This window comes from Pseudomonas sp. B10(2017) (assembly GCF_002113295.1).
Lineage (GTDB): Bacteria > Pseudomonadota > Gammaproteobacteria > Pseudomonadales > Pseudomonadaceae > Aquipseudomonas > Aquipseudomonas pudica.
The window spans coordinates 140,741-165,785 of sequence record NZ_NEJU01000008.1; the positions used below are offsets into that span (position 1 = coordinate 140,741).

Genomic DNA, 25,045 nt, shown 5'->3' on the forward strand with positions numbered 1-25,045 from the left:
TGGGGTACCTGTGGGAGCTGGCTTGCCGGCGATAGGGCCAGCAGCGGTTACGCCAAAGGCCGGCTATGCGGAAACAGCAGGTCGATAAAACGCTCGGCGGTCGGTTGCGGTTCATGGTTGGCCAACCCGGCACGCTCGTTGGCCTCGATGATCACGTATTCCGGTTGCCCGGCATCCCGCACCATGAAGTCCAGCCCCACTACCGGAATCTCCAGCGCCCGTGCTGCGCGCACCGCGGCGTCGGCCAGCACCGGGTGCAGGCGTTCGGTCACGTCTTCCAGGGTGCCGCCGGTGTGCAGGTTGGCGGTGCGTCGCACGGCCAGGCGCTGGCCTGCAGGCAACACGTCGTCATAGCCAAAGCCCGCCGCGCGCAGGGTGCGCTCGGTTTCGTCGTCCAGCGGAATGCGGCTTTCGCCACCGGTTGCGGCCTGGCGCCGACGGCTCTGGGCGTCGATCAGCTGGCGGATGCTGTGTTTGCCATCGCCCAACACCTGCGCCGGGTGGCGGATGGCTGCCGCTACCACTTCATAGCCGATCACCACGATGCGCAGGTCATGCCCGGCATGGAAGCTTTCCAGCAACACGCGGCTGTCGAACTGGCGGGCCTGCGCCACGGCGTGGGTGATGTCGTCGATACAGGTGAGGTTCACTGCCACTCCCTGGCCTTGCTCGCCATCGACCGGCTTGACCACCACCGCGCCATGCTCGTCGAGAAACGCCAGGTTTTCGTCGGCATTGCCGGCCAACTGCTGCGCCGGCACCTTCAGCCCGGCATTGTGCAGGGCATGCTGGGTCAGGCGCTTGTCCTGGCACAGGGTCATGGTCACGGCGCTGGTCAGGTCGCTGAGCGACTCACGGCAGCGAATGCGGCGCCCGCCCAGGCTGAGGGTGAACAGGCCGCCAGCGGCATCGTCCACTTGGACTTCGATGCCTCGACGCAGCGCTTCGTCGACGATGATGCGTGCGTACGGGTTGAGGTCGGCTTGAGGGCCAGGCCCCAGAAACAGTTGTTCGTTGATGCCGTTCTTGCGCTTGACCGCGAAGGTCGGCAGGTTGCGAAAACCCAGCTTCTGGTACAGGCGCTTGGCCTGGCGGTTGTCGTGCAGCACCGACAGGTCCAGGTAGGCCAGGCCGCGGCTCATGAAGTGTTCGACCAGATGGCGCACCAGCACTTCACCCACGCCAGGACGGGTGCACTGCGGGTCTACAGCCAGGCACCAAAGGCTGCTGCCGTGCTCGGGGTCGTCGAATGCCTTGGCGTGGTTCAGGCCCATGACGCTGCCGATCACCGCGCCGGTGTCTTCGTCCTCGGCCAGCCAGTATACCGGGCCGCCCAGATGCAGAGGGGTAAGCAGCTCGGGGTCGACCGGCAACATGCCGCGCGCCTGGTACAGGGTATTGATCGCCTGCCAGTCGCCCGGGTTCTGCGCCCGGCGCACGCGGAAGCCGCGGAACACCCGTTGCGCCGGGCGATAGTCGGTAAACCACAGGCGCAGGGTGTCGGACGGGTCGAGAAACAGTTGCTGCGGGGCCTGGGCCAGCAGCTGCTGCGGCGCGGCCACGTACAGGGCGATGTCGCGCTCGCCGGGGCGTTCTTCCAGCAGGTCGGCGGCCAGGTCGGCCGGGTTGGGGTAGGTGTGGCCGATCAGCAGCCGGCCCCAGCCGCAATGCACGGCGCGTGGCTGGGCGTGGGGCTGGCTGCCGTCGCCGGCCAGGCGCGCCTGCAGGCGTTCATAGGACGGCGCCTGGCCGCGCAGCAGGCGCTGACCGTAAGCAATTTCGTGGGCTTTCATCGGTCAGATTCCTTGTTCGCTCAGCCACAGGTTCAGCGCTGCCAGCTGCCACAGTTTGGAGCCACGTAGCGGTGTCAGCTGGCCGTGCGGGTTGCTCAGCAGGCGGTCGAGCATGGCCGGGTTGAACAGCCCGCGGTCCTGGCTGGGGTCGGTCAGCAGCTCACGCACCCAGCCGAGGGTGGCACCTTCCAGGTGCTTCAGGCCCGGGACCGGGAAGTAGCCCTTCTTGCGGTCGATCACCTCGTGCGGGATCACCCGCCGCGCCGCCTGCTTGAGCACCTGCTTGCCGCCGTCGGGCAGCTTGTAACGTGCCGGAATGCGTGCCGACAGCTCCACCAGTCGGTAGTCGAGGAACGGCGTGCGCGCCTCCAGGCCCCAGGCCATGGTCATGTTGTCGACCCTTTTGACCGGGTCGTCGACCAGCATCACCGTGCTGTCCAGGCGCAGCGCCTTGTCTACGGCATCGGGGGCACCGGGGCGGGCGAAGTGTTCACGAACGAAATCGCCGGCCGCGTCGGTTTCCAGCAACCAGGGTGCCTGCACGGTGTCGCGGTACTCGGCGTGGCTGCGATCGAAGAAGGCCTCGCGGTAGGCGGCAAAGGCATCCTCGGCACCGTCCACCTGTGGGTACCAGTGGTAGCCGGCGAACAGCTCGTCGGCGCCCTGGCCGCTTTGCACGCCCTTGCAGTGCCTGGCCACTTCCCGCGACAGCAGGTAGAAGGCGATACAGTCGTGGCTGACCATCGGCTCGCTCATGGCGCGGAAGGCGGCTGGCAATTGCTCGATGATCTCGTGCTCGGCGATGCGCAGCTGGTGGTGACGGGTGCCGTAGTGTTTGGCGATCAGGTCGGAATACTGGAACTCGTCGCCGCGTTCGCCACCGGCATCCTCGAATCCGATGGAGAAGGTCGACAGGTCGTCCACACCCACTTCGCGCAGCAGGCCGACCAGCAGGCTGGAATCGACCCCACCAGACAGCAGCACACCAACGTCCACCGCTGCCCGTTGGCGAATGGCCACGGCTTCGCGGGTGGCGTCGAGCACGCGGGTGGTCCAGCCTTCGAGGTCCAGTTCGCGTTCATCGGGGTTGGCGCCGTAGTGCAGCTGCCACCAGGTCTGGCGTTCCACTTCGCCATGGCGGTCGATGCGCATCCAGGTGCCGGGTTCCAGCTTTTGCACGTTGGCCAGCAGGGTGCGCGGCGCCGGCACCACGGCGTGGAAATTCAGGTAGTGGTTGAGTGCCACCGGGTCGAGCATCGGGTCGATGTCGCCACCTTTGAGCAGCGCCGGAAGGGTCGAGGCGAAGCGCAGGCGCTCGCCGTTGCGCGACAGGTACAAGGGTTTGACACCCAGGCGGTCGCGGGCGAGGAACAGGCGCTGGTTGTCGCGCTCCCAGATGGCCAGGGCGAACATGCCATTGAGCTTGGGCAACAGGGCCGCGCCCCAGGCGTGGTAGCCCTTGAGCAGCACCTCGGTGTCGCCGTCGGACCAGAAGCTGTAGCCCAGGGCCTCTAACTCCTGGCGCAGTTCGGGGAAGTTGTAGATGGCGCCGTTGAAGGCCAGCGACAGGCCCAGGGTGTTGTCGACCATCGGCTGGGCAGAGCCGTCGGACAAGTCCATGATTTTCAGGCGCCTGTGGCCGAGGGCGATCGGGCCTTGGCTATGGAAGCCCCAGGCATCCGGGCCACGGGGCGCCAGGTGGTGGGTTATGCGCTCTACCGCAGCCAGGTCGGCTGGGCGAGGGGCTTGGTCGATGGGGGTGAAACGCAACTCTCCTGCTAATCCGCACATAGGTCCTTACCGGTTTTTCCGTTGGGGAGGGGGTGCCCCGGATTAGGGCACCTTAAGGAACTGACCCATGTGGTTTGTGAGAGTTTTAGATCGATCTGTTATATGGGGCTGCTGCGCAGCCCTTCGCGGGCTCGCCCGCTCCCACAGGTTCACCACAGGCCTGGGGACTTGCGCGGTCCCTGTGGGAGCTGGCTTGCCGGCGATTGGGCTGCGCAGCAGCCCCCGGCCGATCACTTGCCGCGAATCAACCTGCGCAAGGCAAACCGGTTCGGGTGGCACGCCTCCGCCACCGCCCGTGGCAACGGCAGCGGTTCCCCGCACACCCAGGCTGCCACCAGTTCGCCGCTCAACGGCGCCGTGATCAACCCGCGCGAGCCATGCCCGCTGTTCACATACAACCCATCCAGCCAGGGGCAGGCTACATCCGGTACCTGTCGCGCATCCCGGCCCAGCACTGCATAGGCCTGGGCGAACGCCTGCGCGTCCGCCACCGGCCCGACTATCGGCAGGTAATCCGGGCTGGTGCAACGGAACGCCGCGCGCCCCTGCAATTGCCCGGGGTTCAGTGCGGCGGTGCCCAGACGCTGGGCCAGGTCGAGCGAAATCTCGTCCAGCAATGCCAGGTTGCCCTGGTGCTCGGCCACCGTCGGCGCCAGGTCTGTGCTATGGAAGTCGAAGCTCGCGCCCAAGGTATGTTCATCCTCGCGCGGCGGCGCCACATAGCCTTCCGCACACACCACGGTGCGCAGCGCGCGGCTGCTGGTGGTGGCCGGCAGGCGGGTGATCTGCCCGCGGATGCGCTTGAGCGGCAGGTGCGCGCATGGCTCGAAGCGCAATACGTCGGCGGCACCGGCCAGGACCACCACCGGCGCGTTGGCCAGCAAGCGTTCGCCCGCCCAGGCTTGCCACTGCCCGTCGACATTGCGCAGTTCGAGCACCTCCTGGTGCATCAGCAGGCGAATACCCGGGTGCTGCAACTGCTGCTGGCACAGCGCCGGGGGGTGCACCCAGCCACCTTCGGGATAGAACAGCCCACCAGCCGGCAAGGCCACCCCGGCGATGGCTTCGGCCTCTTCACGTTCCAGCGAGTGCAACAGGCCAGGTTCGAAGGCGCCAGCCAGTTTGCCCTGGCGTTCGGCTTCCTTGCTGTCGAAGGCCAGTTGCAGCACGCCACAGGCATCCCAGTCGCGGCCACGTTGCAGGCGCTGAAGCTGGCGCCGGGTGTAACCGAAACCGGCCAGGATCATCTGCGACAGCGCCGTGCCATGGGCGGACAGCTTGAGGTACAGCACCCCTTGCGGGTTACCCGAAGCTTCCTGTGCCGGGGTGTCGTGGCGTTCCAGCACGGTAACCTGCCAGCCACGCCGGGCCAGGCTGGCGGCGGTTGTGCTGCCGGCGAGCCCGGCGCCTATCACCAGCGCTTCACGCTGCCCCGCTGCGGCAGCCGGGCGCGCGTACCATGGCGCGCCGGGGCTTGGCACAGGGCCGACATAGGCGCCGCTCATCACTTCCCATTTCTTGCCGATACCCGGCACCTTCTTCATGGCGAAGCCGGCGTCCACCAGGCTGCGGCGTACCCAGCCGGTGGTGGTGAAGGTGCCCAGCACGCTGCCCGGGTGTGACAGCCGTGCCAGTTGCGCGAAGAGCTCCGGGGTCCACATGTCGGGATTCTTGGCCGGGGCGAAGCCGTCGAGGAACCACACGTCGATCTGGGCATCGAGTTGCGGCAGCTGTTCCAGTACGTCGCCTATCAACAGGGTGAGGGTGACCCGGCCGTTGTCGAAGGTGAACTGCTGGAAGCCAGGGTGCACTGCCACGTACTGCTCCAGCAGGGGCTGGCTGTAGGCCGCCAGTTCCGGCCACAGGCGTATGGCGCGGGCCATGTCTTCGCGACCGAGCGGGTACTTTTCGACGCTGACGAAATGCAGGCGAGCCTCGGCGTGGGCGTGTTGCTCGAACAGTTGCCAGGCGCAGTAGAAGTTCATGCCAGTGCCGAACCCGGTTTCGCCGATCACCAGGCAGGCGTGCGGGGCGAGGTTGGCAAAGCGCTCGGCCAGGCGGGTTTGCCCGAGAAACACGTGTTTGGTTTCTTCGATGCCTTCGTTGACTGCGAAATAGACGTCGTCGTATTGCCGCGAATGTGGGCGGCCTTGGTCGTCCCAGTCGATCTGGGCATGCTGGAGGAGGGTGGACATGGTTGGCTCGGTTGCAGCGGATGGGCGGATTTTATGCCATCTGATGATTTTGCGCTGGCCGTACCGGCCCTACCGCCGGCAAGCCGGCTCCCACAGTTGGTGATCATGTGGGAGCTGGCTTGCCGGCGATAGGGCCCATACAGGCGATACATAAATCCGCTAGTCTTGCTTATCCATTGAAGGAGCCAGTGCATGTTCGAATCCGCAGAAATCGGCCACAGCATCGACAAGGAGGCTTACGACGCCGAGGTACCCGCTTTGCGCGAGGCCCTGCTCGAAGCCCAGTACGAACTCAAGCAGCAGGCACGCTTCCCGGTGATCGTGCTGATCAACGGTATCGAAGGCGCCGGCAAGGGCGAGACGGTCAAGCTGCTCAACGAGTGGATGGACCCGCGCATGATCGATGTGCTCACCTTCGACCAACAGACCGACGAAGAACTGGCCCGCCCGCCGGCCTGGCGCTACTGGCGGGCCCTGCCACCGAAGGGGCGGATGGGCGTGTTCTTCGGCAACTGGTACAGCCAGATGCTGCAGGGGCGGGTGCACGGGGTGTTCAAGGATGCCGTGCTCGACCAGGCCATCACCGGCGCCGAACGGCTGGAGGAGATGCTCTGCGACGAAGGTGCACTGATCATCAAGTTCTGGTTCCACCTGTCCAAGAAGCAGATGAAGGCGCGGCTGAAGTCGCTCAAGGACGACCCGCTGCACAGCTGGAAGATCAGCCCGCTGGACTGGCAGCAGTCAAAAACCTACGACCGTTTCGTGCGCTTTGGTGAGCGCGTGTTGCGCCGCACCAGCCGCGATTACGCGCCGTGGCATGTCATCGAGGGCGTCGACCCGAACTACCGCAGCCTGGCAGTAGGGCGCATCCTGCTGGAAAGCCTGCAGGCGGCACTGGACAACAACCCCAAAGGCAAGCACCGGGGCAATGTCGCCCCGCTGGGCCGCAGCATCGACCAGCGCAGCCTGCTCGGCGCGCTGGACATGACCCTGCGCCTGGACAAGCCCGACTACCAGGAGCAACTGGTCACCGAGCAGGCCCGCCTGGCCGGCCTGCTGCGCGACAAGCACATGCGCCGGCATGCCCTGGTGGCGGTGTTCGAAGGCAACGACGCTGCCGGCAAGGGCGGTGCCATCCGCCGCGTGGCTGCCGCGCTGGACCCGCGCCAGTACCGCATCGTGCCGATTGCCGCGCCCACTGAAGAAGAACGCGCGCAGCCTTACCTGTGGCGGTTCTGGCGGCACATTCCGGCGCGTGGCAAGTTCACCATCTTTGACCGTTCCTGGTATGGCCGGGTGCTGGTGGAGCGGGTGGAAGGCTTCTGCAGCCCGGCCGACTGGATGCGTGCCTACAGCGAGATCAACGATTTCGAGGAGCAGCTGGTGAATGCCGGCACGGTGGTGGTCAAGTTCTGGCTGGCGATCGACCAGCAGACCCAGCTGGAGCGTTTCGAAGAGCGCGAGCAGATCCCGTTCAAGCGCTACAAGATCACCGAGGACGACTGGCGCAACCGCGACAAGTGGGACGACTATGTCCAGGCGGTGGGCGACATGGTCGACCGCACCAGTACCGAGATTGCGCCGTGGACGCTGGTGGAGGCCAACGACAAGCGCTGGGCGCGAGTGAAGGTGTTGCGCACCATCAACCAGGCGCTTGAGGCGGCGTTTGCCAAGGACAAGAAATAATCGAAGTTCCTGTTTGCCTGTGCCGGCCTCTTTGCGGGTGAACCCGCTCCCACAGGAATACCACAGGGCTGAATGTTGTGTGATCCCTGTGGGAGCGGGTTTACCCGCGAAGAGGCCAGAACAGGCAGCACACCCGCCAAGCCATGCCGCAGAAGAATGACCTGATGAATTCTTTTCTCGGCACTTGCCACCGTCCCCGTCCTCCAAGCCCGTAGAATTCAACTACCCCCACCACGGGCTTGATCGAGGATTTTATGCACACCATTACCGGCCGCTGGGGCTATGGGCTGTTCCTGGCACTTCTGACTGCGCTGCTCTGGGGCATCCTGCCGATCAAGCTCAAGCAGGTGCTGCAGGTGGTCGACCCGGTCACCGTCACCTGGTACCGCCTGCTGGTTTCCGGTGGCCTGCTGTTCGCCTGGCTGGCCGCCAAGCGCAGGTTGCCTTCCTTCAGCAAGCTGGCGCCCAAGGGCAAAGGCCTGGTGGTAGTGGCCGTGTTCGGCCTGATGGGCAACTACGTGCTGTACCTGATCGGCCTGAACCTGCTAAGCCCGGGCACCGCGCAACTGGTCGTGCAGATCGGCCCGGTACTGTTGCTGGTGGCCAGCGTGTTCGTGTTCCGCGAGCGTTTCAGCCTGGGGCAGGGCGTGGGCCTGCTGATCCTGCTGACGGGGTTCGGGCTGTTTTTCAACCAGCGCCTGGAAGAGCTGCTGACCTCGCTCGGTACCTACACCACCGGCGTGCTGACCATCCTGCTGGCTACCAGTGTCTGGGTGTTCTATGCGCTCAGCCAGAAGCAACTGCTGACTGTATGGCATTCGCAGCAGGTAATGATGGTGATCTACCTCAGCTGCGCCGCGCTGCTGACGCCTTGGGCCCACCCCTTGGAGGCGTTGCAGCTGACCCCGGTTCAAGGCTGGCTGTTGCTGGCCTGTTGCCTGAACACCCTGGTGGCCTACGGCGCGTTCGCCGAGGCGCTGGCGCACTGGGAGGCGTCGCGGGTGAGTGCCACGCTGGCGCTGACCCCGCTGGTGACCTTCGTCGCGGTGGCGCTGGCGGCGTTGGTGTGGCCTGAGTACGTGCACGCCGAGGACATCAATGCCCTGGGCTATGTGGGGGCGGTGACCGTGGTGCTGGGCTCTGCGCTGGTGGCGCTGGGGCCTTCGCTGGTGGCCGGGTGGCGAGCCCGCAGGGCGCGGTTGGCCCAGGTTAATTGATCGCCTGTAATGGCCCTATCGCCGGCAAGCCAGCTCCCAAGGGATTACCACAGGCCTGAGCATTATGGGGAACCTGTGGGAGCCGGCTTGCCGGCGATAGGGCCAGTACAGGCAATGAAGAACTTAGCCCTTGCCCCCCGGAGCCAGCATGTTCTCCGGCCTCACCCACTGGTCGAACTGCTCATTGGTCAGGTACTTCAACTCCAGTGCCGCTTCGCGCAAGGTCTTGCCTTCGCCATAGGCCTTCTTGGCAATTTCCGCCGCCTTGTCGTAGCCAATATGCGGGTTCAGCGCCGTCACCAGCATCAGCCCACGTTCCAGGTGCGCCTTCATCTGCTCGGCATCCGGCTCGATGCCCGCCACGCAGTGCTGCTGGAAGTTGCGGCAGCCGTCAGCCAGCAACTCGATCGACTGCAGCAGGTTGTGGATGATCACTGGCTTGAACACGTTCAGTTGCAAATGCCCCTGGCTGGCGGCAAAGCCGATCGCCGCGTCGTTGCCCAGCACCTGGCAGGCCAGCATCGACAGCGCTTCGCACTGGGTCGGGTTGACCTTGCCTGGCATGATCGAGCTGCCCGGCTCGTTGGCCGGCAGGCGCACCTCGGCCAGCCCGGCGCGCGGGCCGGAACCCAGCAGGCGCAAATCGTTGGCGATTTTCATCAGGGCAACGGCCAGGGTTTTCAGGGCGCCGGCCAGGCTGGTCAGCGGCTCGTGGCCGGCGAGGGCAGCGAACTTGTTCGGCGCAGTGACGAACGGCAGGCCGGACAGCGCCGCCAGCTCGGCGGCGATGGCTTCGGCAAAACCATGCGGGGCGTTGAGGCCGGTACCCACGGCAGTGCCGCCCTGGGCCAGTTCGCACACCGCCGGCAGGGTGGCGCGGATGGCACGCTGGGCGTAGTCGAGCTGGGCGACGAAGGCCGACACTTCCTGGCCGAAGGTGATCGGCGTGGCGTCCATCATGTGCGTGCGGCCGGTCTTTACCAGCTTGTGGTGGCGTGCCGACAGCTCGGCCAGCCCCGAGGACAGCTCGGCGATGGCCGGCAGCAGCTTGTCGTGCACCGCGTGCGCCGCAGCGATGTGCATGGCGGTGGGGAAGCAGTCGTTGGAACTCTGTGAGCGGTTGACGTGGTCGTTGGGGTGCACGGGCGCCTTGCCGCCACGGCCCTTGCCGGCCAGTTCGTTGGCCCGCCCGGCGATCACTTCGTTGACGTTCATGTTGCTCTGCGTGCCGCTGCCGGTCTGCCAGACCACCAGCGGGAACTGGTCGTCATGCTGGCCGCCCAGCACTTCGTCGGCGGCCTGTTCGATCAGCCGGGCGATGTCGGCTGGCAAGTCGCCGTTACGGTCGTTTACGCGTGCTGCGGCCTTCTTGATCAGCGCCAGGGCGTGCAGCACCGCGATGGGCATGCGTTCCTTGCCAATGGCGAAGTTGATGAGCGAACGCTGGGTCTGCGCACCCCAGTAGGCGTCCTCAGGAACTTCGACCGGGCCCAGGCTGTCTGTCTCGATACGGCTCATTCTGTACTCACTCCTGTGTAGTTCGAAATCGCAGTTTAGGCCCTGATTCGACCGAGCGGTTCCGTCGCTCGTCGTGCCACTTGAGCACATCGCCACCACGGCGCAGAATGCTCTACTCTGAGGTACCCGCCTCCCTCTCTTCTGAAGGAAATGCAATGACCCGTCTCCGTGTCCTTTGTGCCGCCGTTGCCCTGGCTTGCGCCAGCGGCCAGGTACTCGCTGCCACCGCCAGCCACAACGCTGCTGCCGAGAAATTCCTGACCCTGGCCAACGCCGACAAGCTGGGCACCCCGGTGTACATGCAGGTCCAGCAGATGTTCGCCCAGCGTTTCGCCCAGACCAAGGCCCCGGCCTCCAAGCAGCCGGTGCTGGAAAGCTACCAGGCCAAGGCCAACGCCGCGCTGGACAACGCCATCGGCTGGAACAAGCTGAAGCCGAAGATGGTCGACCTTTACACCCAGACCTTCACCGAGCAGGAGCTCAAGGACCTGGTCAAGTTCTACGAATCGCCGCTGGGCAAGAAAGTGCTGCGCGAAATGCCCAAGGTCACCCAGCAGTCGGCCCAGCTGACCCAGCAGAGCCTGGAGCCAGCGGTACCGGTGGTGAACAAGCTGCTGGACGACATGACCAAGGAACTGGACCCGAACGCTGGCAAGGCCGCCGCCCCGGCGAAGAAGTGAGTACGCCGCGATGACCATGCAACAGCGTATCGAACAGCAGCTGGCCGCCCTGGCGCCGCAACACCTGCAAGTGCTCAATGAAAGCCACATGCACAGTCGTGGTCAGGAGACCCACTACAAGGCAGTGATCGTCAGCGAGCAGTTTGCCGGGTTGAACAGCGTCAAGCGCCACCAGAAGGTGTACGCCACCATGGGTGAGCTGATGGGCGAGATCCATGCCCTGGCCATCCACACCTACACCGCCGAAGAGTGGGCCAAGGTCGGCGTGGCACCGGCCTCGCCGGTGTGCGCGGGCGGCGGGCACTGAAACCTTGCTGTTGTTCTGGTAGAATCCGCAACATCCCAAAAGGGGGCTGCTGTGCAGCCCATCGCCGGCAAGCCGGCTCCCACAGGTAAAGTGCCCTTCTTGAGTGTGGCGCAATACCTGTGGGAGCTGGCTTGCCGGCGATGGGGCGCGCAGCGGCCCCCTGTTTCTTGTGTAACCCGGTCCGCCCCTTACGAGGGCAACCACTGGAGATCCTGCTTCATGTCCCAACCCATCGTCGTCGCGGCGCTGTACAAGTTCGTCACCCTGGAAGACTACGTCGAGCTGCGCGAGCCGCTGCTCCAGACCATGCTCGACAACAACGTCAAGGGCACCCTGCTGCTGGCTCACGAGGGCATCAACGGCACCGTGTCGGCCACCCGCGAAGGCATCGACGGCCTGCTGGCCTGGCTGCGCAACGACCCGCGTCTGGCCGATGTCGACCACAAGGAATCGTACTGCGACGAACAGCCGTTCTATCGCACCAAGGTCAAGCTCAAGAAAGAGATCGTCACCCTCGGTGTACCGGGCGTGGACCCGAACAAGGCCGTCGGCACCTACGTCGAGCCCAAGGACTGGAACGCGCTGATCAGCGACCCGGAAGTGCTGCTGATCGACACCCGCAACGACTACGAAGTGGCCATCGGTACCTTCAAGGGCGCCATCGACCCGAAGACCGAAACCTTCCGCGAGTTCCCCGACTACATCAAGGCCAACTTCGACCCCAGCAAGCACAAGAAGGTTGCCATGTTCTGCACCGGCGGTATCCGTTGCGAAAAAGCCTCCAGCTACATGCTCGGTGAAGGCTTCGAGGCGGTCTATCATCTTAAGGGCGGCATCCTGAAATACTTCGAGGAAGTGCCTCAGGAAGAAAGCCTGTGGGACGGCGACTGCTTCGTCTTCGACAACCGAGTCACGGTGCGTCATGACCTGAGCGAAGGCGAGTACGATCAGTGCCACGCCTGCCGCCACCCGATCAATGCAGAGGAGCGCGCGTCCGAGCACTATTCGCCAGGTGTCAGCTGCCCGCATTGCTGGGACACCCTGAGCGAAAAGACCCGGCGTAGCGCCATCGACCGGCAGAAGCAGATCGAGCTGGCCAAGGCCCGCAACCTGCCGCACCCGATCGGTTACAACTACAAAGCCGAGGCTTGATGCATGTCTGCACGCCTGATCTATGTGATGGACCCGATGTGCTCCTGGTGCTGGGGTTTCGCACCCGTGGCAGCGGCCCTGATCGCTCAGGCGCGTGATGCAGGTGTGCCCACCCACCTGGTGCCGGGCGGGCTGCGTACCGGCGGCAGTGCCCTGGACAGCTCTACCCGCAAGTACATCCTCGAGCACTGGCAGGCGGTGGCCGATGCCACCGGCCAGCCGTTCCGCTTCGAGGGGGCCATGCCCGACGGCTTCGTCTACGACACCGAGCCGGCCTGCCGTGCCCTGGTCAGCGCCCGCGAACTGGACGCCGAGCGCGTCTGGCCGCTGCTGGCGCTGATCCAGCGTTCGTTCTACGAGCAGGGCGTGGACGTGACCGTTGCACCGCATCTGGTCGACCTGGCCGAACAGGCGGGCTTCGACCGCCCCGTGTTCGCCGAGGCCTTCGCCCGTGCCGACACCCGCGCCGCCACTGCAGCCGATTTCAGCTGGGCCCAGGACCTGGGCATCGCCGGTTTCCCGACCTTGCTTGCCGAACGTAATGGCCAGCTGGCCCTGCTGACCAACGGCTACCAGCCGCTGGAGCGCCTGCAACCCTTGCTCGGCCGCTGGCTGCAGCAGGCCGCCTGTGCTTGATGTGCCTGGGTCACCCGACCCGGTGCCGGGCAAGCCTCACACTGCGGCCGATCGACTGAGCTGGGCGGAAATCCGCCGCCTGGCCCTGCATCACAAGAAAAACCTCTGGTCCGCCAACCTCATTGCCGTATTGGCGGCCTGCTGCAGCGTGCCTATCCCCCTGCTGCTGCCGCTGCTGGTGGACGAAGTGCTGCTGGGCCATGGCGATGCCGCGCTGAAGTGGATGAACCACCTGCTGCCGTCCAACTGGCAGGTGGCGGCAGGTTACATCGGCCTGATGTTGCTGCTGACCCTGTGCCTGCGCCTGGCCGCCCTGGCATTCAACGTGCTCCAGGCCAAGCTGTTCGCCGGCCTGGCCAAGGACATCGTCTACCGCCTGCGCATTCGCCTGATCGAGCGGCTCAAGCGCATCTCGCTGAAGGAATACGAAAGCCTGGGCAGTGGTACGGTGACCACCCATCTGGTCACCGACCTGGACACCCTCGACAAGTTTGTCGGCGAAACCCTGAGCCGCTTCCTGGTGGCCATGCTGACCCTGACCGGCACGGCGGCCATCCTGATCTGGATGCACTGGCAGCTGGCCTTGCTGATATTGCTGTTCAACCCGCTGGTTATCTACTTCACGGTGCAGTTGGGCAAGCGCGTCAAACACCTGAAAAAGCTCGAGAACGACAGCACCGCACGCTTTACCCAGGCGCTGGCGGAAACCCTCGACGCCATTCAGGAGATCCGCGCCGGCAACCGCCAGGGCTATTTCCTTGGTCGCCTTGGCCTGCGCGCCCGCGAAGTGCGTGACTACGCAGTGGATTCGCAATGGAAGAGCGACGCCAGCGGCCGCGCCAGTGGCCTGCTGTTCCAGTTCGGCATCGATATCTTCCGCGCCGCGGCCATGCTTACCGTGCTGTTCTCCGACCTGTCGATCGGCCAGATGCTGGCGGTGTTCAGCTACCTGTGGTTCATGATCGGCCCGGTGGAGCAGCTGCTCAACCTGCAATATGCCTATTACGCCGCCGGTGGTGCGCTGAGCCGCCTCAACGAACTGTTGGCACGCGACGACGAGCCGCAGTACCCGGCTGCCAGCGATCCGTTCGCCGGCCGTGAGACGGTGGGCATCGAAGTGCGCGACCTGCGCTTTGCCTATGCCGAAGAGCCGGTGCTCGAGCACCTCGACCTGTCCATCGCCCCGGGCGAGAAGGTGGCGATCGTCGGCGCCAGCGGTGGTGGCAAGAGCACCCTGGTGCAGCTGCTTCTGGGCCTTTATAGCGCCCAGGCCGGCACCATCCGCTTTGGCGGTGCCAGCCTGCAGGAAATCGGCCTGGAAACCCTGCGTGAAAACGTCGCGGTAGTGTTGCAGCACCCGTCGTTGTTCAACGACACCGTGCGCGCCAACCTGACCATGGGCCGTGACTGCAGCGACGAGGCCTGCTGGCAGGCGCTGCGCATTGCCCAGCTTGATGCGACCATCGCCGCCCTGCCGCAGGGCCTGGACAGTGTGGTGGGGCGCTCCGGCGTGCGCTTGTCCGGTGGCCAGCGGCAGCGCCTGGCCATTGCCCGCATGGTGCTGGCCGAACCCAAGGTGGTGATCCTCGACGAGGCCACCTCGGCCCTGGATGCTGCCACCGAATACAACCTGCACCAGGCCCTGGCGCGCTTCCTCAGCGGCCGCACCACACTGATCATCGCCCACCGCCTGTCGGCGGTGAAACAGGCCGACCGGGTGCTGGTGTTCGATGGCGGGCATGTGGCCGAGGATGGTGACCACCAGCAGCTGATTGCCGAGGGTGGGTTGTATGCCAAGTTGTACGGGCACCTGCAGCAGAGCTGAATTTGTGGCAGCCTGTGGGGGCCTTATCGCCGGCAAGCCAGCTCCCACAGGATTACCACAGGCCTGAGCATTGTGGGGTACCTGTGGGAGCTGGCTTGCCGGTGATAGGGCCGGGAAGGCCGTGCAGGCCCCCCGGGTTCCCTGTCATAAAAAACCCATCCGCGAGGATGGCAAATGGCCTACGCTGTGCTTTGTCTGGGTTGATTTGCGCCTTATCTGCTCTGTGACAGGGACTCCATGAAGGGACATCGCACTCTAGAAGCGCCAAAGTTGCTCGGCATCACCTGGCCCTTCATCGCTGTTGTGGTCTTCCAGGTAGCCTTGGGCAGCCTCAGCCTTTATACGCTATCGGCCGTGCGTGCCTATGTCGCGGGCGAAAGCCTGTGGTCCAAGGCGCAGAAAGACGCCATCTACTACCTCACCCTGTACGGCGAAACCCGCGACGACAGCACCTACCATCGTTATCGCCAGGCCATCACCGTGCCCCAGGGCGACCACCAGCTGCGCGAAGTGCTGGACCAGCCCAGCCCCGACCTGGACGCCGCGCGCCAGGCCGTGCTGCAAGGCGGCAACCACCCCGACGATGTCGAGCGGATCATCTGGTTCTACCGCAACTTTCGCAACGTCAGCTACATGCAGACGGCCATCGACTACTGGGATATCGGCGACGACTACCTGGGCAAGCTGGATATGCTGGCCATGGAAATGCGCAGCAGCTTTGCTGCTGGCCCGGTCGACGCCCGCACGCTCAGCGACTGGAAGGCGCGCATCGTCACCATCAACGAAGGGGTAACCCCGGCCGCCAAGGCGTTCAGCGATGCCTTGGGCGAGGGCTCGCGCATGTTGCTGCGGGTGCTGTTGATCACCAACCTGCTGACCGCGATGTTCCTGATTGCCATTGCCTGGCGCCGCTCCAGCAAGCTGCTGGCCCAGCGCCAGGCCTTTGCCAGCGCCCTGCAGGAAGAAAAGGAGCGGGCGCAGATCACCCTGCAGGCCATTGGCGATGCGGTGATTACCGCCGATGTGGAGGGCAGTATCGGCTACATGAACCCGGCCGCCGAGCAACTGACCCACTGGCAGGCCGGCCAGGCCCAGGGCTTGCCGCTGTCGGCGCTGTTCAGCCTGGTGGACGAGCAGGCCGAGGAAGATGGCCGCAGCCTGGTCGAACAGGTGCTCAGCGGCAGCCTCAAGGGTGGCGCCGAGCATGCCCGGCTGATCCAGCGCCTGGACGGTAGCACCGTGTCGGTCAACCTGGTCGGCTCGCCGATCGTCAATGACGGCCAGGTCAGCGGCATCGTGCTGGTGCTGCACGACATGACCCAGGAGCGCCAGTACATCGCCAACCTGTCCTGGCAGGCGACCCACGACGCCCTGACCGGCCTGGCCAACCGCCGCGAGTTCGAATACCGCCTGGAGCAGGCACTCAATGACCTGGCGCGCCAGGCCGGGCGGCATTCGCTGATGTTCCTCGACCTCGACCAGTTCAAGCTGGTCAACGATACCTGCGGGCATGCCGCTGGCGACGAGCTGCTGCGGCACATCTGCGCCGTGCTGCAGTCAGGCCTGCGCGAAGGCGACACCCTGGCGCGGCTGGGTGGGGATGAATTTGGCGTGCTGCTGGAAAACTGCCCGCCCGACCAGGCCGAGCGCATTGCCGAGCAGCTGCGCCAGCTGGTGCAGAGCCTGCATTTCGTGTGGAAAGGGCGGCCGTTCGTCACCACCGTCAGCGTCGGCCTGGTGCACATGGCCCAGTCCCCCGGCACCCTCGAGACCTCGCTGCGCGCCGCCGACATGGCTTGCTACATGGCCAAGGAAAAGGGCCGCAACCGCGTGCAGGTGTACCATGCCGACGACAGCGAACTGTCCATGCGCTTTGGTGAAATGGCCTGGATCCAGCGCTTGCACGTGGCCCTGGAAGAAAACCGCTTCTGCCTGTACGCCCAGGAAATCGCCCCACTGAAAACCTTCGAGGGCCCCGGGCATATCGAAATCCTGCTGCGCCTGCACGACGAAAGCGGGCGTACCATCCTGCCCAGCAGCTTCATCCCGGCGGCCGAGCGCTACGGCCTGATGACCGCGCTGGACCGCTGGGTGGTGCGCAATGTGTTCCTGGTTATCCGCCAATGCCTGGACGAAGGGCGCGAGGGGCCGTTGTCGATCTGCGCAATCAACCTGTCGGGGTCGAGCATTGGCGATGACAAGTTCCTCGAGTACCTGCAGCGCCTGTTCGTCGAATACGCCATTCCGCCACGGATGATCTGTTTCGAAATCACCGAAACCAGCGCCATAGCCAACCTTGGCAGCGCCATCCGCTTCATCAACGAATTGAAGGGGCTCGGTTGTCGCTTCTCGCTCGATGATTTCTGCGCCGGCATGTCGTCGTTCGCCTATCTCAAGCATTTGCCTGTGGACTACCTGAAGATCGACGGGAGCTTCGTCAAGGACATGCTCGACGACCCGGTCAACCGGGCCATGGTCGAGGTCATCAACCATATCGGTCATGTAATGGGCAAGCGCACCATCGCCGAATTCGTCGAAACACCCTTGATCGAGCAGGCCTTGCAGGAAATTGGCGTGGATTACGCCCAGGGCTATCTCATCGAACGCCCTCAGGTGTTCACCTGTGACAGTCTGCAGCGCCAACGGATCGCCGCCCGGCCTCTGTTGCAGCGGGCACCTGGCACGTTTCGCTAGCTAGAAATCACAAGGATCAAGGAGCTGAAAGTGATTGACGCATTCGTTCGTATCGGGCCTTTGATGGACCCCGCCAGCTACCCCCAATGGGCCCAGCAACTGATTGAAGACTGCCGCGAGAGCAAGCGCCGGGTAGTGGAGCATGAGTTCTACGCGCGCCTGCGCGATGGCCAGCTGAAGCAATCGACCATTCGCCAGTACCTGATAGGTGGCTGGCCGGTGGTGGAGCAGTTTTCGCTGTACATGGCCCACAACCTGACCAAGACCCGCTATGGCCGCCATCAGGGCGAAGACATGGCGCGGCGCTGGCTGATGCGCAACATCCGTGTCGAGCTCAACCACGCTGACTACTGGGTGAACTGGTGCCAGGCGCATGGCGTGCACCTGCACGAGCTGCAGGCCCAGGATGTGCCGCCAGAGCTGAACGGCCTGAATGACTGGTGCTGGCGCGTGTGCGCCACCGAGAACCTGGCCATTTCCATGGCGGCGACCAATTACGCCATCGAAGGTGCGACCGGTGAATGGTCGGCGGTGGTGTGCTCCACCGACACCTATGCGCAGGGCTTCCCGGAGGACCAGCGCAAGCGGGCGATGAAGTGGCTGAAGATGCATGCCCAGTATGACGATGCGCACCCGTGGGAGGCGCTGGAGATCATCTGCACCCTGGCCGGCGAGAACCCGACCCAGGGGCTGCGCAATGAACTGCGCAAGGCGATTTGCAAGAGTTATGACTGCATGTACCTGTTCCTGGAACGGTGCATGCAGCTGGAAGGGCGCCAACAGGGGCGCATGCGCCCGGTGTTGGCAGCGGGCTGATCGCTCTCCTGTCCCGGCCTCTTCGCGGGCATGCCCGCTCCCACAGGTATGGCGCAGTTCTCAAAGGCTGTGGTGATCCTGTGGGAGCGGGCGTGCCCGCGAAGAGGCCGGTGCAGGCCTACTGGGCGTTGAACGCCTGCCCATTCACCCCTTTGCTGTCCGGCCCCATCAGGTACAGGTATACCGGCATGATCTCTTCCGGCAGCGGGTTGTTCTGCGGGTTTTCGCTGGGGTAGGCCTGTGCCCGCATCGCCGTGCGCGTGGCACCCGGGTTGATGCTGTTGGCGCGCACCGGTGCCACGCCTTCCAGTTCATCGGCCAGGGTTTGCATCAGGCCCTCGGTGGCGAACTTGGACACGCCGTAGGCGCCCCAGTAGGCCCGGCCCTTGCGCCCGACGCTGCTGCTGGTGAACACCACCGAAGCGTCTTCCGACAGCTTCAGCAGCGGCAGCAGGGTGCTGGTGAGCATGAAGGTGGCATTGACGTTGATGTGCATCACGCGCATGAAGTTGTCACCCGACAGCTGCTCCAGCGGCGTGCGCGGGCCGATGATCGAAGCGTTGTTCAGCAGGCCGTCGAGGCGGCCGAACTGGTCCTCGATCATCACCGCCAGTTCGTCGTACTGGTGGGGCAGGGCGGTTTCCAGGTTGAACGGAATCACCACCGGTTGCGGGTGCCCGGCGGCTTCGATCTGGTCGTAGACCTCGTTGAGGTTGGCCTCGGTCTTGCCCAGCAGCAGCACGGTGGCGCCCAGCGCAGCGTAGGCCTTGGCAGCAGCGGCGCCGATGCCGCGGCCGGCTCCGGTAACCAGGATGACCCGGCCTTGCAGCAGGTCGGGGCGGGCGGTGTAGTCGAACATGGTAGGTCCTTCGAGTTCGTTGGCGCGGCACCGTCCCCTGTGGGAGCGGGTTTGCCCGCGAATGCGTACTATCAGGCGCCGGTGTCGCCTGGGCTGGCGCATTCGCGGGTGAACCCGCTCCCACAGGGGCTGTGCTGCGGTCTAGACGGGGTTCAGCAGCCGCACAGCGCGCTGTCGATCACCTTGCGCAGTTCCAGCGGGTGGTCCACCACCACGTCGGCGCCCCAGTTGTTGGGGTTGTCCTCTGGATGAATATAGCCGTAGCGCACCGCCGCCGTGCGGGTGCCGGCGTCGCGGCCAGACTCGATGTCGCGCAGGTCGTCGCCGACGAACAGCACGCTGGCCGGGTCCAGGCCCAGGGTCTTGCAGGCGAGGATCAGCGGCTCGGGGTCGGGCTTGCTGTTCTTGACATGGTCCGGGCAGATCAGCAGCGCCGACCGCTCGGCCAGGCCCAGTTGCTGCATGATCGGCTCGGCGAAGCGCACCGGCTTGTTGGTCACCACGCCCCACAGCAGGTTGCCTTTCTCGATGTCGGCCAGCAGCTCGGCCATGCCGTCGAACAGCTTGCTGTGCACCGCACAGTCACGCTGGTAGCGCTCGAGGAACTCCAGGCGCAGCGCCTCGAAGCCCTCGGCCTCCGGGCTCATGGCGAAGGTCGCGGCGACCATTGCCCGGGCACCGCCCGAGATCACGTCGCGGATCAACTTGTCATCGACGGCCGGCAGGCCGCGCTCGGCGAGCATGGCCTGGCAGATGGCGATGAAGTCCGGCGCCGTGTCGAGCAAGGTGCCGTCCATGTCGAAGAGTACTGCTTGCAAACGCATGCTCATTCCTCGCGCAGGGTCTGGATCATGTAGTTGACGTCAACGTCGCTGCTGAGCTTGTAGTGCTTGGTCAGCGGGTTGTAGGTCAGGCCGATGATGTCTTTCACCTGCAGGCCGGCAACACGGCTCCAGGCGCCCAGCTCGGACGGGCGGATGAACTTCTTGAAGTCGTGGGTACCGCGCGGCAGCATCTTCAGGATGTACTCGGCGCCGACGATGGCCAGCAGGTAAGCCTTGGGGTTGCGGTTGATGGTGGAGAAGAACACCTGGCCGCCCGGCTTTACCATGCGGTAGCAGGCGCGGATGACCGAAGACGGGTCGGGCACGTGCTCGAGCATTTCCAGGCAGGTGACCACGTCGAACTGTTCAGGCATTTCCTCGGCCAGGGCTTCGGCGGTGATCTGCCGGTATTCCACCTGCACGCCCGACTCCAGCTGGTGCAGCTGGGCCACCGCCAGTGGCGCCTCGCCCATGTCGATGCCGGTGACCGTGGCGCCGCGCAGGGCCATCGCCTCGCTGAGGATGCCGCCGCCGCAACCCACGTCCAGCACTTTCTTGCCGGCGAGGCTGGCGCGCTCGTCGATCCAGTTGACGCGCAGCGGGTTGATTTCGTGCAGCGGCTTGAACTCGCTTTCGCGGTCCCACCAGCGGTGGGCCAGCGCTTCGAACTTGGCGATTTCGGCGCGGTCGACGTTGCTCATTAGAACAGTCCTCTGAAACTTCGCAAAATTGCGCCGGAGTATACCCGAGCGCTCGGCCCCGAGGGTCGCTATAATCGCCGGCTTTTGATATCCGAACGACGGGGAGAGGCGATGCGCGAGCGACTTTTGGCGGCGGAGAAGGTGACCGGGATCCGCTGGCAGGGCGGCGTCTTGCACCTGCTCGACCAGCGCCTGCTGCCGTCGGAAGAGCGCTGGCTGGCCTGCGACAATGTCGCGCAGGTGGCAGTGGCGATCCGCGACATGGCCGTGCGCGGCGCCTCGGCCATCGGCATTGCCGCGGCCTATGGCCTGGTGCTGGCCCTGGAAGAGCGGCTGGCCGAGGGCGGCGACTGGGAAATGGACCTGGAAGAAGACTTCCTCGTCCTGGCTGAAGCGCGCCCTACCGCCGCCAACCTGTTCTGGGCGCTGAACCGCATGCGTGAGCGCCTGCAGCGGCTGCGTCCGGACGAAGGCGTGCTGGCGGCGCTGGAGGCCGAAGCGGTGGCCATCCATGAAAGTGACCGCGAAGCCAACCTGACCATGGCCCAGCACGGTATCGAGCTGATCCGCCGCCACCAGGGCAACGCCCAGGCGCTGCTCACATACGGTAATGCCGGCGCCCTTGCCTGTGGTGGCTTCGGTACCGCCCTGGGGGTGATCCGCGCCGGTTACCTGGAGGGCATGGTCGAGCGGGTGTATGCCGGCGAGACCCGCCCCTGGCTGCATGGTTCGCGCCTGACTGCCTGGGAACTGGCCAACGAAGGCATCCCGGTGACCCTGTGCGCCGACTCGGCGCTGGCCCACCTGATGAAGATGAAGGGCATCACCTGGGTGGTGGTGGGGGCGGACTGCATCGCCGCCAACGGCGACGTGGCCGGCAAGATCGGTACCTACCAGCTGGCGGTCAGCGCCATGCACCACGGCGTGCGATTCATGGTGGTGGCGCCGAGCACCAGCATTGACCTGAACCTGGCCACGGGCGAGGACATCCCGCTGGAAGAACGCGCTGCCGACGAGTTGCTGGACATTGGCGGCACCCGGGTGGCGCCGGATGTGGAGGTGTTCAACCCGGTATTCGATGTGACCCCGGCCGACCTGATCGATGTGATCGTGACCGAGCGCGGTATCGTCGAGCGGCCGGATGCCGCCAAGCTGGCACAATTGGTCTGCCGCAAGCGCCTGCACTGATCGGAAACCTCGCTGGCCTCTTCGCGGGCACGCCCGCTCCCACAGGGACACCACCACTCTCGAGTGTTGCGATATCCCTGTGGGAGCGGGCGTGCCCGCGAAGAAGCCAGTGAAAATCCGAAGATTCAACCTCGTGTGAGGCCACCTGCCACATCTCCCCACCGCCCCTGCCTTTGTGATAACATCCGGCAGTTTCCAAGACCGCCCACCACGGCGGCCTTCATTGCGCAGATCCATGGCACAACTCATTGATTTGTCGTAAGTCGTCGCACCCTTATGCGTTGCGGCGGCGAGCTTCGTTCGGCCCTTGATGGAGCTGCGAAGTTTCACCAGAAAAAGGAATCAGGCTTCTCATGGGCGAACTGGCCAAAGAAATCCTCCCGGTCAATATCGAAGACGAACTGAGACAGTCCTACCTCGACTACGCGATGAGCGTGATTGTCGGGCGAGCGCTGCCCGATGCGCGTGACGGCTTGAAGCCCGTGCATCGTCGCGTTCTCTATGCGATGAGCGAACTGGGCAACGACTGGAACAAGCCGTACAAGAAATCCGCCCGTGTGGTCGGTGACGTGATCGGTAAGTACCACCCGCACGGCGACACCGCGGTCTACGACACCATCGTGCGTATGGCCCAGCCGTTCTCGCTGCGCTACCTGCTGGTCGACGGCCAGGGCAACTTCGGTTCGGTGGACGGCGACAACGCCGCCGCCATGCGATACACCGAAGTGCGCATGGCCAAGCTGGCCCACGAGCTGCTGGCCGACCTGCACAAAGAGACCGTCGACTGGGTTCCCAACTATGACGGCACCGAGCAGATCCCGGCGGTCATGCCGACCCGTATTCCCAACCTGCTGGTCAACGGCTCCAGCGGTATCGCCGTGGGCATGGCGACCAACATCCCGCCGCACAACCTCGGCGAGGTCATCGATGGCTGCCTGGCGCTCATCGACAACCCCGAAGTCACCATCGATGAGCTGATGCAGCACATCCCTGGCCCGGACTTCCCGACTGCAGGCCTGATCAACGGCCGTCAGGGCATCATCGAGGCCTATCGTACCGGCCGGGGTCGCATCTACATGCGTGCCCGCTCCGAGGTCGAAGACATCGACAAGGTCGGTGGCCGCCAGCAGATCGTGGTTACCGAGCTGCCGTACCAGCTGAACAAGGCTCGCCTGATCGAGAAGATCGCCGAGCTGGTCAAAGAGAAGAAGATCGAAGGCATCACCGAGCTGCGCGACGAGTCCGACAAGGACGGCATGCGCATCGTCATCGAGCTGCGCCGTGGCGAGGTGCCGGAGGTGGTGCTCAACAACCTCTACCAGCAAACCCAGCTGCAGAGCGTATTCGGCATCAACGTGGTGGCCCTGGTCGACGGCCGTCCGCGCCTGCTCAACCTCAAGGACCTGCTCGAAGCGTTCGTGCGTCACCGCCGTGAAGTGGTGACCCGCCGTACCGTGTTCGAGCTGCGCAAGGCCCGCGAACGCGGCCATATCCTTGAAGGCCAGGCGGTCGCGCTGTCCAACATCGACCCGGTCATCGCCCTGATCAAGGCCTCGCCGACCCCGTCCGAAGCCAAGGAAGCCCTGGTTTCCACTGCCTGGGAATCCAGTGCCGTGCAGGTCATGGTCGAGCGTGCCGGCGCCGATTCCTGCCGCCCCGAGGACCTGCCGGAGCAGTACGGCCTGCGTGAAGGCAAGTACTACCTGTCGCCGGAACAGGCCCAGGCCATTCTCGACCTGCGCCTGCACCGCCTGACCGGCCTGGAGCACGAGAAGCTGCTGGCCGAGTACCAGGAAATCCTCGAGCAGATCGGCGAACTGATCCGCATCCTCAGCAGCGCCGAGCGCCTGATGGAAGTGATCCGCGAAGAGCTGGAAGCTATCCGCGCCGAATATGGCGATGCCCGCCGTACCGAAATCCTCGATGCGCGCCACGACCTCAACTACGGCGACATGATCCCGGAAGAAGAGCGCGTGGTGACCATCTCCCACGGCGGCTACGCCAAGACCCAGCCGCTGTCCGCCTACCAGGCCCAGCGCCGGGGCGGCAAAGGCAAGTCGGCTACCGGTGTGAAGGACGAGGACTACGTCGAGCACCTGCTGGTTGCCAACAGCCACGCCACCCTGCTGCTGTTCTCCAGCAAGGGCAAGGTGTACTGGCTGAAGACCTACGACATCCCTGAAGCGTCCCGCGCCGCCCGCGGTCGCCCGCTGGTCAACCTGTTGCCGCTGGAGGAAGGTGAGCGCATCACCGCCATGCTGCAGATCGACCTCGAGGCCCTGCAGCAGAATGCTGACGCCGACGAAGAGCTGGAGGACGCGGAAGACACCGTGCTCGAAGGCGAAGTGGTCGAGGCCGAGGAAGTGGACGAGGAAGACGGCGATACCCCTGAGTGGGTGGCCGAGCCGACCGGCGCCTACATCTTCATGGCCACCGCTTCGGGTACCGTGAAGAAGACCCCGCTGGTGCAGTTCGCCCGTCCGCGCTCCAACGGCCTGATCGCCCTGAAGCTGAAGGAAGGTGACACCCTGATCGCTGCGGCCATCACCGACGGTGCCAAGGAAGTCATGATGTTCTCCGACGCAGGCAAGGTGATCCGCTTCGCTGAAAGCGTGGTGCGCGAGATGGGCCGTAACGCCCGTGGCGTGCGCGGCATGAAGCTGGGCAAGGGCCAGCAGATCATCTCCATGCTGATCCCGGAATCCGGCGCGCAGATCCTCACTGCCTCCGAGCGTGGCTTTGGCAAGCGCACCCCGCTGTCCAAGTTCCCGCGTCGCGGCCGTGGTGGCCAGGGCGTGATAGCCATGGGCACCAAGGGGCGCAATGGCCTGCTGATCGGCGCCATCCAGGTGCAGGAAGGCGAAGAGATCATGCTGATTTCCGACCAGGGCACGCTGGTGCGTACCCGCGTTGGTGAAGTGTCCAGCTTGGGCCGTAACACCCAGGGGGTGACCTTGATCAAGCTGGCTGCCGACGAGACGCTGGTGGGCCTGGAGCGTATCCAGGAGCCTTCCGAGGACGAACTCGATGATGTGATCGAGGCGGACGAAGAGGGCGTCGAGGCTGAAGCGCCAGACAACGAAGAAGCTGCTGGCGCCGAAGAGGCCCCGCAGGAGTAAGCAAGCGTAAAACCCGAACGGGGCGACCAAGGTCGCCCCGTTTG

18 protein-coding genes are annotated in these 25,045 nt (G+C 64.9%); 11 read left to right on the top strand and 7 right to left on the bottom strand.

The window, feature by feature from the left end; translation table 11 throughout:
- Positions 1 to 47 precede the first annotated feature (47 nt).
- The 3 genes from ngg to mnmC all read right to left on the bottom strand — a co-directional run bounded on the left by ngg (position 48) and on the right by mnmC (position 5,779).
- Positions 48 to 1,793 (bottom strand): N-acetylglutaminylglutamine synthetase, encoded by a 1,746-nt coding sequence (gene ngg / locus CAF92_RS12575; RefSeq protein ID WP_046615558.1) that lies wholly within the window; start codon positions 1,791 to 1,793, stop codon positions 48 to 50.
- 3 nt (positions 1,794 to 1,796) lie between these two features.
- Complete coding sequence (locus CAF92_RS12580; protein WP_085601018.1) at positions 1,797 to 3,584, bottom strand: N-acetylglutaminylglutamine amidotransferase; 1,788 nt, start codon at positions 3,582 to 3,584, stop codon at positions 1,797 to 1,799.
- Positions 3,585 to 3,814: 230 nt separating this feature from the next.
- Entirely contained in the window at positions 3,815 to 5,779 is a 1,965-nt protein-coding gene (gene mnmC, locus CAF92_RS12585; protein WP_085601019.1) for a bifunctional tRNA (5-methylaminomethyl-2-thiouridine)(34)-methyltransferase MnmD/FAD-dependent 5-carboxymethylaminomethyl-2-thiouridine(34) oxidoreductase MnmC, read from the bottom strand.
- Positions 5,780 to 5,971: 192 nt separating this feature from the next.
- On the opposite strand from mnmC, the gene pap reads away from it, so the two are divergent.
- Positions 5,972 to 7,465: a polyphosphate:AMP phosphotransferase gene (gene pap, locus CAF92_RS12590; RefSeq protein ID WP_046615555.1), complete on the top strand. Its 1,494-nt coding sequence runs from the start codon at positions 5,972 to 5,974 to the stop codon at positions 7,463 to 7,465.
- Positions 7,466 to 7,719: 254 nt separating this feature from the next.
- The gene (locus tag CAF92_RS12595; protein WP_085601020.1) at positions 7,720 to 8,682 is read left to right on the top strand and encodes a DMT family transporter; all 963 of its coding nucleotides are present in this window, start codon (positions 7,720 to 7,722) and stop codon (positions 8,680 to 8,682) included.
- 123 nt (positions 8,683 to 8,805) lie between these two features.
- Here the strand turns inward: CAF92_RS12595 and CAF92_RS12600 are convergent, their stop codons facing one another.
- Complete coding sequence (locus CAF92_RS12600; protein WP_046615553.1) at positions 8,806 to 10,200, bottom strand: class II fumarate hydratase; 1,395 nt, start codon at positions 10,198 to 10,200, stop codon at positions 8,806 to 8,808.
- Between the two features lie 155 nt (positions 10,201 to 10,355).
- On the opposite strand from CAF92_RS12600, the gene CAF92_RS12605 reads away from it, so the two are divergent.
- The 7 genes from CAF92_RS12605 (at position 10,356) to CAF92_RS12635 (ending at position 18,310) form a co-directional block, all read left to right on the top strand.
- On the top strand, positions 10,356 to 10,880 hold the full coding sequence (locus CAF92_RS12605) for a DUF2059 domain-containing protein (RefSeq protein ID WP_046615552.1): 525 nt from the start codon (positions 10,356 to 10,358) through the stop codon (positions 10,878 to 10,880).
- Positions 10,881 to 10,890: 10 nt separating this feature from the next.
- Complete coding sequence (locus CAF92_RS12610) at positions 10,891 to 11,187, top strand: BolA family transcriptional regulator (RefSeq protein ID WP_003252644.1); 297 nt, start codon at positions 10,891 to 10,893, stop codon at positions 11,185 to 11,187.
- 219 nt (positions 11,188 to 11,406) lie between these two features.
- Positions 11,407 to 12,339, top strand: a complete 933-nt coding sequence (locus tag CAF92_RS12615) for a rhodanese-related sulfurtransferase (RefSeq protein ID WP_085601021.1) — start codon at positions 11,407 to 11,409, stop codon at positions 12,337 to 12,339.
- Between the two features lie 3 nt (positions 12,340 to 12,342).
- Positions 12,343 to 12,975, top strand: a complete 633-nt coding sequence (locus CAF92_RS12620; protein WP_085601022.1) for a DsbA family protein — start codon at positions 12,343 to 12,345, stop codon at positions 12,973 to 12,975.
- Positions 12,968 to 14,800, top strand: a complete 1,833-nt coding sequence (locus tag CAF92_RS12625) for an ABC transporter ATP-binding protein (protein WP_046615549.1) — start codon at positions 12,968 to 12,970, stop codon at positions 14,798 to 14,800. The genes CAF92_RS12620 and CAF92_RS12625 overlap by 8 nt, the downstream gene beginning before the upstream one ends.
- Positions 14,801 to 15,037: 237 nt before the next feature.
- The gene (locus CAF92_RS12630; protein ID WP_046615548.1) at positions 15,038 to 17,494 is read left to right on the top strand and encodes an EAL domain-containing protein; all 2,457 of its coding nucleotides are present in this window, start codon (positions 15,038 to 15,040) and stop codon (positions 17,492 to 17,494) included.
- Between the two features lie 30 nt (positions 17,495 to 17,524).
- Complete coding sequence (locus CAF92_RS12635; RefSeq protein WP_085601023.1) at positions 17,525 to 18,310, top strand: TenA family transcriptional regulator; 786 nt, start codon at positions 17,525 to 17,527, stop codon at positions 18,308 to 18,310.
- Positions 18,311 to 18,428: 118 nt separating this feature from the next.
- On the opposite strand, the gene CAF92_RS12640 is transcribed toward CAF92_RS12635, so the two are convergent.
- The 3 genes from CAF92_RS12640 to ubiG form a co-directional block, all read right to left on the bottom strand.
- Entirely contained in the window at positions 18,429 to 19,169 is a 741-nt protein-coding gene (locus CAF92_RS12640) for a YciK family oxidoreductase (RefSeq protein WP_046615546.1), read from the bottom strand.
- Positions 19,170 to 19,321: 152 nt separating this feature from the next.
- The gene (gene mupP / locus CAF92_RS12645; protein ID WP_046615545.1) at positions 19,322 to 19,993 is read right to left on the bottom strand and encodes an N-acetylmuramic acid 6-phosphate phosphatase MupP; all 672 of its coding nucleotides are present in this window, start codon (positions 19,991 to 19,993) and stop codon (positions 19,322 to 19,324) included.
- A gap of 2 nt (positions 19,994 to 19,995) precedes the next feature.
- Positions 19,996 to 20,694: a bifunctional 2-polyprenyl-6-hydroxyphenol methylase/3-demethylubiquinol 3-O-methyltransferase UbiG gene (gene ubiG / locus CAF92_RS12650; RefSeq protein WP_025338098.1), complete on the bottom strand. Its 699-nt coding sequence runs from the start codon at positions 20,692 to 20,694 to the stop codon at positions 19,996 to 19,998.
- Positions 20,695 to 20,805: 111 nt separating this feature from the next.
- Between ubiG and mtnA the strand changes: the two genes are divergently transcribed.
- Together mtnA and gyrA are read left to right on the top strand one after the other, a co-directional pair.
- Entirely contained in the window at positions 20,806 to 21,882 is a 1,077-nt protein-coding gene (gene mtnA, locus CAF92_RS12655; protein ID WP_085601024.1) for an S-methyl-5-thioribose-1-phosphate isomerase, read from the top strand.
- Positions 21,883 to 22,235: 353 nt separating this feature from the next.
- Complete coding sequence (gene gyrA, locus CAF92_RS12660) at positions 22,236 to 25,001, top strand: DNA gyrase subunit A (RefSeq protein ID WP_085601025.1); 2,766 nt, start codon at positions 22,236 to 22,238, stop codon at positions 24,999 to 25,001.
- Positions 25,002 to 25,045 lie beyond the last annotated feature (44 nt).